This is a genomic window from Jannaschia seosinensis, assembly GCF_001408515.1.
Lineage (GTDB): Bacteria > Pseudomonadota > Alphaproteobacteria > Rhodobacterales > Rhodobacteraceae > Jannaschia > Jannaschia seosinensis.
In genome coordinates this window covers 1-10,514 of the sequence record NZ_CYPR01000223.1, presented here as the reverse complement: position 1 = coordinate 10,514, position 10,514 = coordinate 1, and the positions used below count along the sequence as shown (strand labels likewise).

Here is a 10,514-nt window from a genome sequence, read left to right as displayed (position 1 = left end):
TTCCCGGCAAAGACCGCGGCCAACGCACGGCGCTTCCTGCGCGATCTGGAGCGCGCCTGCCCGTTCCGCATCCGCACCATTCTCACCGACAATGGCAAGGAGTTCACCGACCGCCTTTTCGGCCTGCGCAAGCGGACTGCCACGGGAGAGCACGCGTTCGACGCGCTTTGCGCCGCCCTCGACATCGACCACCGCCTGACCCCGCCGAAGTCGCCGCAGACCAACGGAATGGTCGAGCGCTTCAACGGCCGGATCGAAGAGGTCCTGCAGAGCCACCATTTCCGATCAGGCGAGGACCTGGAGATCACGCTCCACCGATACGTCTGGCTCTACAACCAGCAGCTCCCGCAATCAGCGTTGGCCAGCAAGGCGCCCTTGCAGGCCATGAAGGACTGGCACAAAATCAAGCCAGAGCTGTTCAAGAAACAGCCATACTACCTTCCGGGATGTGACATATAGCTACTATTCGATATTTTTCCAGTTAGCTTTCACGTTCGCGCCTTCCGAAACAGCCGCTTGAAGTTGAGTTCCGTCTGCACGGCGAACTCGGCGTAGTCCATTCCAAGCGCCTCCGCCCCCTTGCGCGCCGTATGTGCGACGAAAGCCGGTTCGTTTTGCTTGCCGCGATGTGGCGGGGGGGCGAGGTAGGGACTGTCCGTCTCGACCAGGATGCGGTCGCGGGGGGCGTTCGCGAAAATTGCGCGCAAGTCGGCGGACCGCGGAAATGCTGCAATGCCGGACATGGATAGGTAAAAGCCGAGATCCAGCGCCGCCTCGGCCAACGCTCTTCCGCTGGAGAAGCAGTGCATCACGCAGTCATAGGCTCCGGCGCGGTGCTCTTCGGTCAGGATACGTGCCATGTCGTCGTCGGCGTCGCGGGCGTGGATGATCAAGGGCAGCGAGGTCCGGCGTGCGGCTTCGATGTGGATGCGCAGGCTTTCCTGCTGCACGGCCTTCGTGTCGGCGGTGTAATGGTAGTCGAGGCCAGTTTCACCAATTCCCACCATCTTGGGATGGACGGCCAGCGTCACAAGATCCTCGACCGTTGCCATCGGCTCCTCTGCGGCAGACATCGGATGGGTGCCGGCTGCCCAGAAGACGGGGGCATGCGCCTCGGCGATCGCCCGGACCTGCGGAGCCTGCCGCAGCTTGGTGCAGATCGTGACCATTCGGTGCACGCCCGCGTCGGCGGCGCGGCTTAGAAGGCTGGGAAGCTCACCCTCGAATTGCGGGAAATCAAGGTGGCAGTGGCTGTCTGTGATACGTGGCTCCATGCGGCGCTGCTAGGCCGGGCGGCCGGGCTGCGCAAGTCGGAGGCGTCGGATCAGACGCGGCGCGACTGGGCGTCGATGCGCGCGAGCGCATCCCACACGATGGCTGTCGGATCGACATTGACGGCGCGGGCATGGGCGGCGCGATCGTCGATTTCCTGCGCAATGCGCGCCCAGGCGCGGGCGGCCACGTCATGAGGTGCAAGGCGGGCGAGAGCTTTGGCCTCCGCGCCCTCGGCATCCTGCGGTACGCCGATCAAACCCGCTCGTGCGGCACGATGCAGCAGCCGGTCCAACGCGGCGAGCGTGGCCTCAAGCCGCTCGGTCCCCGCCTTGCCGGCGCAGGCATCGGCAATTGCGCGGGCCGCACCACGATCGAGGCTGGGCGTCGCGAAGAGGTCGGCGACCTTATCGTAAATCTCTGCCCCGCCGCGCGCGAGCCGAAGGGCTGCACCGGTCGAGCCTTCGGCCATAGGAGTAATTGCCGCGGGGTCGCCGCCGGCTTGTTCGACCGCTGCCGACAGCGCATCGAGCCCGAGCGGGCCAAGCCGCAGGACCCGGCAACGGGAGCGGATGGTGGGCAGCAGACGGGCGGGCTGATGCGATACAAGAAGCAGCGTCGCACCGGTCGGCGGCTCCTCCAGGAGCTTCAGGAGGGCATTTGCGGCGGACGGGTTCAGATCGTCGGCCGGATCCACGATCACCACGCGTCGTCCCCCGGAAGACAGGCCGAAGAAGCCGCCCAGGCGACGCACCTCGTCCACCGTGATCTGGGTGGCCAGCTTCTTGCCCTTGTCGTCCCACCCGCGGCGCAGGAGCATCAGCCCCGGCTCCGACAGGGCACGGATACGGGGCAGGGCAGGATGGCCGGGCGTGGGGTCGAGCGTATCGGCCCGCGCGGGCGGATCGGTCAGCAGGAAGCGTGCGATCCGCCAAGCCAGCGTCGCCTTGCCGACGCCGTTCGGCCCGGTCAGCAGCCAACCGTGGTGCGGTCGGCCGCTATTCCACGCCTCGAGAAAGGCCCGCTCCGCAGCTTCCTGGCCGAACAACCGATCCGTCATTCGGGGATGGGGCGCGTCCGGGGCCCGGTCGGCTTCGGGAATGTCCTCGCTCACAGGGCGGCCTCGACCCGGGCGGCGACGGTGGCGAGATCCGCCATGCCGTCGATGACGCGGATCCGGTCTGGGAAGTCGCGGGCCAAAGCAAGAAACCCCTGTCGCAGCTTGTTCTGGAACGGCAACCCGAACTCCTCGAACCGGTCCTCGCCGGATTGACGGGCGAGGCCGCGTGTCAGTGCCACGTCAGGATCCATGTCGATCACGAAAGTCCGGTCCGGCTCCCGCCCGATGACGAGGGTGTGAAGCCGGTCGACCAGTTGGCGCAGGTCGCCGCGTGTCGCCCCCTGATAGACGCGGGTGGAGTCGGCGAAGCGGTCGGATACGATGAACGCTCCGCGCGCGCGGGCCGGTTCGATGACACGCTCCAGATGGTCCCGGCGAGCCGCGTTGAACAGCAGAAGCTCCGTCTCCGGGGACCAGCGGTCGGTTGCCCCCTCGACCAGCAGACGACGGATCGCCTCGGCACCATCGCTGCCGCCGGGTTCCCGGGTCAGGACGACTTCGTGGCCGCGTGCCGACAGCACCCCGGCAAGATGCCGGGCCTGCGTGGTCTTGCCGGAGCCGTCGATGCCTTCGAACGAGATGAACATGGCGGCCGCTCTAGCAGGCGGAGCGGGTAGGCGGAACAGGCCCGCCGCGCTTATTCAAGCCGTTCCATCGCTTGGCCGATCAGGTCGCCCGCAACCTGCATCCCCGCGATCTGCACCCGGCGCAGCGGGCCGGCGCGCGGCACGTCCACGGCGGCGACGAGCGGTACCTCGATCGGCGGCACCCCCGGATGCGTCAGCGTCAGCGTGGCCAGCTGCGTCCCCGCGGCGACGGGCGCGGAGACCGGGCCGTCATAGACGATCTCGCCGCTCATTGCCTGCCGTCCGGTCACGGGCAGCAGCACCGTCAAACTGTCGGCCGGCATCAACGGCACCATCGCCCGCTCGCCCATGAAGACTGCCGCCTCCATGACCGGTGCGTCGCCACCTTCGAACAGCGTCTCCTCGGCGAATTGGCGGAAGGCCCAGTTGACGATGCGCTCGCTTTCCTCCGCGCGCCCCGCTTCGGTTTCTATACCGGACAAGACGAAGGTCACACGGCGATCGCCCTGCACCGCGGAGCCGACGAGACCGTAGCCCGCCTCCTGTGTATGGCCGGTCTTGAGCCCGTCGGCCCCGATACCGAGGCTGAGCAACGGGTTGCGGTTGAAGCGGTTCGACGGGGAGCGGCCGTCGAAGGCGAACTCCGTCTCGGCGAAATAAGGATAGTACTGTGGAAACTCCGTCACCAGCCGTTCGGCCAGAAGCGCGAGATCACGCATCGACATCACGTGACCGGGCGCGGGCCAGCCGTTGGAGTTGCGAAAGACAGAGTTCTCCATCCCAAGTTCACGCGCGCGGGCAGTCATCATGTCGGCGAAACCGGCCTCGGTTCCGTCCGGGCTCAGCGCCTCGGCGAGAACGGCGGTCGCGTCATTGCCCGACAGGACGACGACGCCACGGATCAGATCCTCGACCGTGACCCGGTCGCGGGAATCGAGGAACATGGTCGAGCCGCCATAGCTTGCGGCTTCGACGCTGACGGGCAGGACGGTCTCGAGCGTCAGGCGGCCATCCTCCAGCGCCTCAAACACCATGTTCAGCGTCATCAACTTGGACATCGAGGCCGGCGGCAACGGAACATCGGCGTTTTTCGAAAGAAGGATCTGACCGGTATTGTGGTCGACCACGACGGCCGAGCCCGCTGTCGTCTCGAAACCCTGCGCAAGTGCGGGAAACGCGAAGACGAGGGCGGCGAACAGGGGCGGAAACGTCTTGCGGAGCATGATGGCTTCTCCGATCTGCTGCAGGGATGTGTGGGTCTATATGGGGTCAGCCATCGACGACGAAAGCGTCGCCGAAGCCAAGATCGCCAACTTTGCGAATAATTTCCGCTCCATTCGCCCGATCCGCAACCGGGCCGACGAGGATGCGCCAGAACTGCTCCCCGTTGCTCACCTGAGAGACGACGCGGGAGGAGAGGCCCGCCGCCGAGACGCGCTCGCCCGCGGCCTCCGCATTCTGTTTGGATTTGAACGTGGCGACTTGGATATACGTGCTGCTTATGGGCGCGGCAGGTGCCGATTCGGGGGCCGGCGCGTCCTGCGCAATCGCGGGTATGGTTGCGCCTTCTGTCACGAAGGACCCTTCCGGCGTCGCAGGCAAGGAGGCCTCTGTCGTTGCGGTACCCGTGGGCGCGCGGCCCCGCCCGAAGATGCGGGCGAAAAACCCTCCCTGTCGCCGCGGCATTTCGGCCGGGACGATCATCGGAAGATCGCTTTCGGCCAAAGTGGCTTCTTCAGATTCCGTGACGGCGACGCCCTGTGGGGGCACGTCTTCGAGCGCATCGACACGTCTTTCGGCCGACGATGTCACGTCAGCAGGTGCCTCCTCGCGGCGAAGCGCGACGACTTCGAGTTCGGTCGGCGCCCCGGCCAGAACGCCGAGCGCCAGTGCGGCTTCGGAACTGAGCTGAAGGTCGGGGCCGGCCATCTCGCGCTCCCGCTTGAAGAGGGCGCCGATTACCTCCGCGCCGTTTGCAGGGTTCCGGATCACGACGCGCTCGGGGTCGCGTACATTAGGTGCCGCCACCCAGACGCCGCCAAGCGATGGCCGTCCGTCCCAGAGTGCGGCTTTGGACGCCTCAAAGATTTCAGGAGCCTCGACGTCTTGCCCCTGAAGGGATACGGCCCCCGCTTTTGCGCCCACCCGCGTCGCGCGCCCGTCGCCGTCGCTTGGCTGGCATGCGGAGACGAGCGCAATCAGCGCGATCAAAGTGATAACACGCGAGAAATAAGGCGCACGCGCCCCGTCGATTGCCTGTCGCACTGTCTTAGCCCCGTGCTGCTTTGCCGCTTGGCGGTCCGTTGGCCGAACCTGCCTTGTGGAAAAGTCGTAGGGCAAAGAGCGGCCTGTGGAAAGCCCGTCGAGACCGGCGATGTGGCCGCAGTGTCTCATGTGCGGGCGTCGCCGCACCGAGGCTCTCGATTCTCGACCTTCCAACTGGCGACGTCGGCGTGCGGTCTTGCCGCCGCATCTGGCTTTCGGGCTCGTAAATTATGGCAAACGCGGGCGCGCTGCGCCCTGAACCCGTTGCAGGATCGTGGACCTGGCGCTGCATGCTCATGTCCAGTTGCACGAGTTTCAGCGTCTCGATCTGTCTGATCGGATCTTCGAAGTTGATGCCTTTAACTATCTGCCGCGTTTCGGCGTCCTCGATCCGAGAGCGCACCCGACGTGACGCGACACCTCGGAGGCGACGATGCGCCCCCAGGAGAAGCCCCAAGAGGCGAGAAAACCTCCCAGTTCACGCTCCCACATCGCCCACCCGGCACCCGATCCTGCAGGCGAATTGCGGCCTGATGGGGAACATCGCCTCCACTAACTTGGTTTGGTTTGTTAACCAACAGGGAGAGCGACCATGGCTGAACGCCGTACAACACCACCTAATCCGCGCGGCGCCGAGAGGGAACAGGTGCCGCCTCCGGGCGGCGCAGCCGTCCATCGTGCCGATCCGAGTACGGCAAAGCACATGGCAGCGTTTAGCGCGGGTCTCGGGGCATGGTTGATCCTTGCGCCGTTTTTGCTTGGCTACGACACGGCGGGTGCGCTGTGGAACGATGTTGTTTGCGGCATCATCGTGCTTGGCCTCGGTATTTTGCGATACACCAAGCCTCTTGAGAATGTCGGCGCCAGCTACACGAATGCCGGTGTCGGGTTTTGGCTCCTTTTCGCGCCGTTCTTCCTGTTGCCTTACGAGGTCGCCGCGTACTGGAACGACATTGTCGTCGGGGCGCTTCTGATCATCACAGGACTTGGGAGTGCGCTCGCCGCACGTCGCGCAGCCGCAATTCGCTGAGTCGTTTGCCGAAACGGAAAAGGCGGGCAGAATTGCCCGTCTTTGTCATGCAATACTGGAGCGAAGAAAGGTGTCAGCCGGCTGAGGCGGACTGATTCTTCGTGTCGTCGGAGTGGATCAGGAGCGGCTTTACCTCCCGGCGCACTGCCTCCTCGTTCACAACAACTTCCTCGACCGTATCCATTCCCGGCAACTCGAACATCGTGTCGAGCAGGATGTCTTCCATGATGGACCGAAGGCCGCGGGCGCCGGTCTTCCGCTCGATCGCACGCTTGGCAATTCCGGTCAGGGCGTCCTCAGTGAACGTCAGACGCGCACCTTCAAGTTCGAACAACCGCTGATACTGCTTCACAAGCGCGTTCTTCGGCTGCGTCAGGATGATGACGAGCGCTTCTTGATCGAGATCGGTCAGCGTGGCGATCACGGGCAGGCGCCCGACGAATTCCGGGATCAGACCGAACTTCAGCAGATCCTCGGGCTCCAATTCCTTGAATGCTTCGCCGATGGTCACCTCGTCCGGCGCTTTCACGTCGGCCCCGAAGCCCATGGCTGACCCTTTGCCACGCTGCGCGATGATCCGGTCGAGACCGGCAAACGCGCCTCCGCAGACAAACAGGATGTTGGTCGTGTCGACCTGCAGGAACTCCTGCTGAGGATGCTTGCGCCCGCCCTGCGGCGGCACGGAGGCGACGGTGCCCTCCATGATCTTCAGAAGCGCCTGCTGCACGCCTTCGCCCGATACATCGCGGGTGATCGATGGATTGTCCGACTTGCGGGTGATCTTGTCGACCTCGTCGATATAGACGATGCCGCGCTGCGCCCGCTCGACGTTGTATTCCGATGCCTGAAGCAGCTTGAGAATGATGTTCTCGACATCCTCGCCCACATATCCGGCTTCGGTCAGCGTGGTGGCATCGGCCATTGTGAAGGGCACGTCCAGGATGCGCGCCAGCGTCTGGGCCAGAAGCGTCTTGCCGCAACCCGTCGGGCCGATCAGCAGGATGTTCGACTTGGCCAATTCGATGTCCGACTTGGCGGAGTTGTCGAGCCGCTTGTAGTGGTTGTGCACGGCAACCGACAGAACGCGCTTGGCGTGTTCCTGACCGATCACGTAATCGTCGAGAACCTTGCAGATTTCGCGCGGGGTCGGCGTACCTTCGGCGGTCTTCAGACCCGCCTGCTTGGTTTCTTCGCGGATGATGTCCATGCACAATTCGACGCATTCGTCGCAGATGAACACCGTCGGCCCTGCGATCAGCTTGCGCACCTCATGCTGCGATTTGCCGCAAAAGCTGCAATAGAGCGTGTTTTTGCTGTCGCCGGAATTCGAGTTGTTGGCCATCGTCGCCTCCTAGGTCCGTGCGGCTAGCCCGTTGCCGCTGACCGCGGAGCACCCTCGCTCCGCCGCTTTCGTAAATCCGATATCGCCCCGAACCTAGGCGGATCGTCCGGGGGCCACAATGGCAAAATCCCCGCCTTACCTCGCGCTATCGTGCAGGTCGCATCGGCCGCCAAGCGCTTTTCCGGCGGCCGATACGCACCCGAAGCCCGCGTCAGGCCTTGGTGGTGGGATCGTCCGGCGTGGAGGCATCGCCGCGGTTCTCGACGATCTCGTCGATATGCCCCCAATCCTTCGCTTCCTGCGGCGTCATCCACAGATCGCGGTCGAGCGCCTTCTGCACCGTGTCGTAGTCCTGCCCAGTATGCTTCATGTAGAGTTGGTAGATACGCTCACGCGTCTGCTCGATATGCTTGGCCGAGATCAGGATATCGGCCGCCGTACCCTGCGATCCGCCCGACGGCTGGTGCACCAGAACCTCCGAGTTCGGCAGCGAGAACCGCATTCCCTTTTCGCCGCCCACGGAAATGACCGACCCCATCGACGCCGCCATTCCGCAGACGAGCGTGCTGACGGCGGGGCGAATGTATTGCATCGTATCGTAGATGCTCATGCCCGCCACGACGCTGCCGCCGGGGGAGTTGATGTACATGCTGATTTCCTTCGACGGATTCTCCGCCTCCAGATGCAGAAGCTGCGCGACCACGAGTTGGCTCATGCCGTCATGGACGGGGCCGTTCACAAACACGATCCGCTCCTTCAGGAGGCGCGAGAAAATGTCGTAGGCCCGCTCCCCGCGAGAGGTCTGCTCGACCACCATCGGCACGAGGTTGTTCTGGAAATGATCGACTGGATCGCGCATCTGTCTGCCCTTCGCCTGTGTGGTGCCGCGCGGTTGGCGGAACCTCCGGTTGGGGACATTATGTGTCCGGTCGAGGGGCTTCAAGGCGCGGTGGCCGGCCCCGTGACTAGAGCCCGCGGCAAAGACACGCCGCGCCGGTGCCATGGCGCGTTTGCGGCGTTGACCGTCGCGCATATGGCGACAATACCCGCGCCATGTCCCATGACGCAATCCTGACGGCGCTCGCCGACCCGACCCGCCGTGCCGTCCTGGAGCGTTTGCGCGACGGTCCGATGCCCGTCGGCCGCATCGCGGATGCCTTGCCGGTCTCCCGGCCCGCCGTATCGCAACATCTGCGCGTGCTGCGCGATGCGGGGCTTGTGTCGGTGCGTTCACAGGGGACGCGGAACCTTTACGCGCTGGCCGGGGCGGGGGCGGCGCCGTTGGTGGAATGGCTGAGTGCCCTGTTTTTGTCCGGCAAATCGGAAGATGAGGAGGTCCCCGATCTTCCGGGCCTGACTCGCGGCCTCTCAACACGGTTGACACCCGCCGAAGCGTGGCAGCTTTTCTGCGAGGACATCGCTATCTGGTGGCCCGTCGCGCGCGTGTCGCTCTCGGCGCGTTCCGAGGGCGCTCTTCCGCAGGTCATCACCCTGGATGCGCGGCCGGGCGGCGCACTCCGCGAGGTGTTGTTCGACGGCTCGACCGGGGATTGGGCCACGGTGCGTGAGATCTCGGCACCGACGCGCCTTGTCCTCGATTGGCATCTCGGCATACCGACCCCCTCGACGGTCACGCTCTGGACGCAAGCAGAGCAGGGCGGAAGCCGTCTCATGCTCCACGACGAGTCCGAGGCAACGGGGGAACTCTGGGATGCGGTTCTGGAGCGTTTCTCCGCAGCCGCGAATTCCAGCCTGTCCAACTTCTAGCGCATCCACAGGCCTTTGCGCTTCAACAGGTTGCGGATCGCCTGCTCCTTGCGTGGGAGGTCGTCGCGGTCAAAAAGTGCGCGGGCCTTGGTACCCTTCGGCTGGTAGATGAAGCGCCGGAAGGGCTCGTGCTCCTTCAGGACTTTCTTGATCCTGTTCGGAGCCGCCGCGGCTTCGACGGCCGCGATGACATCGTCGGGTGCGGTCGCGTACATCAGCGAAACGTGGCGGTAATGGAACGAATGGCTGCCGTCGAAGATGCCATCGGCCACACCGCCTCGGTCGCCAGGCCGTCCTCCGTTCAGCTCATGGATGACCAGCGGCAGCGCGGCTTGGTCGAGCCAAGGGTCGAGCTCCTGCGTAACGATCTCGTCCGGCGGGTCATCACGGATCATCAGCGCCGCATCGCGAAAGGCACGGTAAAACGCCTGCGGGTCGTCGCCCAAAAACCAGCCCGCGTTGAAATAAAGATAGCGGCGCCAGTGATTGTCGGGCCATCTCGTGTCGAGCGTATCCGCCAGCCGCCCGCCGCGCCGTTCATGAAGAACGCCCCACATGTCGTTGAAATTGGGTCCGTAAAGGTCGACCTGCGGCCACGTTCCCTCACGTTTCATCGACGCAGAGGGGCGGGTGAAGTCGATGACAATATCGGCCAATTCCGCCGTGATTACTGTATCTGTGTCGAAGAACACGAACGGCCCGGCGGGCATTGCCGCCAGAGCCTCGATCTTGTTGCCGTAGGAATAGGCGCTTCCGAAGTGCCGATTCTCGAAAGGCGCGATCTCGGCATCGAGCGATTGCAGGAGGTTGCGCTGCGCGCTGTCTGGAATTCGCGGATCGTCCGGCCACAGAGGCCCCGGCTGCGGTTCCGCGACGATCAAGCGGCCGGGGGTACTGTACCCTCAGGTCTGGAAATTCGCTTGAGACGCGGGGCGTGAGCTCGTGCTGGGGCGCCCCCCAGCACGAGCTGCCCATTCTGGTATTCCATGGATTTGCAACACAACCATGGAGAAGAACGAATGGACAGGCGGAAGGATACGGCGCTTGAGGCGGTCTTGGAACAGTTGATCGAGCACGGGCCCGGCGAGATCGCATCGGTGTTCGCGCGGGCTTTCGAGCTGGCGATGCAGA

Annotated in this window: 12 protein-coding genes; 4 read left to right on the top strand and 8 right to left on the bottom strand. The window is 64.5% G+C overall.

Features of this window, described 5'->3' with window-relative positions; translation table 11 throughout:
- A partial coding sequence (locus tag JSE7799_RS16600) for an integrase core domain-containing protein (protein ID WP_144431774.1) occupies window positions 1-459 on the top strand: 459 nt, incomplete at its 5' end.
- 29 nt (window positions 460-488) lie between these two features.
- Here JSE7799_RS16600 and JSE7799_RS16595 read toward each other — a convergent pair.
- From JSE7799_RS16595 to JSE7799_RS16575, 5 genes are read right to left on the bottom strand one after another with little or no spacing between them, the layout of a single operon-like run.
- On the bottom strand, window positions 489-1,274 hold the full coding sequence (locus tag JSE7799_RS16595) for a TatD family hydrolase (RefSeq protein WP_055664594.1): 786 nt from the start codon (window positions 1,272-1,274) through the stop codon (window positions 489-491).
- 50 nt (window positions 1,275-1,324) lie between these two features.
- Window positions 1,325-2,386, bottom strand: coding sequence for a DNA polymerase III subunit delta' (locus tag JSE7799_RS16590; protein WP_083480658.1), 1,062 nt, complete (start codon window positions 2,384-2,386; stop codon window positions 1,325-1,327).
- Window positions 2,383-2,979, bottom strand: a complete 597-nt coding sequence (gene tmk, locus JSE7799_RS16585; protein WP_055664592.1) for a dTMP kinase — start codon at window positions 2,977-2,979, stop codon at window positions 2,383-2,385. Before tmk ends, JSE7799_RS16590 begins: the two co-directional genes overlap by 4 nt.
- A gap of 50 nt (window positions 2,980-3,029) precedes the next feature.
- Entirely contained in the window at window positions 3,030-4,202 is a 1,173-nt protein-coding gene (locus JSE7799_RS16580) for a D-alanyl-D-alanine carboxypeptidase family protein (protein ID WP_055664591.1), read from the bottom strand.
- A gap of 46 nt (window positions 4,203-4,248) precedes the next feature.
- Window positions 4,249-5,007: an SPOR domain-containing protein gene (locus JSE7799_RS16575; RefSeq protein WP_222101798.1), complete on the bottom strand. Its 759-nt coding sequence runs from the start codon at window positions 5,005-5,007 to the stop codon at window positions 4,249-4,251.
- A 511-nt stretch (window positions 5,008-5,518) separates the two neighbouring features.
- Here JSE7799_RS16575 and JSE7799_RS21430 point away from each other — a divergent pair.
- Window positions 5,519-5,656, top strand: coding sequence for a hypothetical protein (locus tag JSE7799_RS21430; protein ID WP_222101797.1), 138 nt, complete (start codon window positions 5,519-5,521; stop codon window positions 5,654-5,656).
- 180 nt (window positions 5,657-5,836) lie between these two features.
- Entirely contained in the window at window positions 5,837-6,274 is a 438-nt protein-coding gene (locus JSE7799_RS16570) for an SPW repeat domain-containing protein (RefSeq protein ID WP_083480657.1), read from the top strand.
- A gap of 73 nt (window positions 6,275-6,347) precedes the next feature.
- Here the strand turns inward: JSE7799_RS16570 and clpX are convergent, their stop codons facing one another.
- Together clpX and JSE7799_RS16560 are read right to left on the bottom strand one after the other, a co-directional pair.
- Window positions 6,348-7,616: an ATP-dependent Clp protease ATP-binding subunit ClpX gene (gene clpX, locus JSE7799_RS16565; RefSeq protein ID WP_055664588.1), complete on the bottom strand. Its 1,269-nt coding sequence runs from the start codon at window positions 7,614-7,616 to the stop codon at window positions 6,348-6,350.
- A gap of 211 nt (window positions 7,617-7,827) precedes the next feature.
- Window positions 7,828-8,475 (bottom strand): ATP-dependent Clp protease proteolytic subunit, encoded by a 648-nt coding sequence (locus tag JSE7799_RS16560; protein ID WP_055664587.1) that lies wholly within the window; start codon window positions 8,473-8,475, stop codon window positions 7,828-7,830.
- A 194-nt stretch (window positions 8,476-8,669) separates the two neighbouring features.
- On the opposite strand from JSE7799_RS16560, the gene JSE7799_RS22360 reads away from it, so the two are divergent.
- Complete coding sequence (locus JSE7799_RS22360; protein WP_083480656.1) at window positions 8,670-9,383, top strand: ArsR/SmtB family transcription factor; 714 nt, start codon at window positions 8,670-8,672, stop codon at window positions 9,381-9,383.
- Here JSE7799_RS22360 and JSE7799_RS16550 read toward each other — a convergent pair.
- A complete protein-coding gene (locus JSE7799_RS16550; RefSeq protein ID WP_055664586.1) occupies window positions 9,380-10,264 on the bottom strand; it encodes a GT-B fold glycosyltransferase domain-containing protein in 885 nt (294 codons plus the stop codon). The two genes, JSE7799_RS22360 and JSE7799_RS16550, sit on opposite strands and share 4 nt — an antisense overlap.
- Window positions 10,265-10,514: the final 250 nt, after the last annotated feature.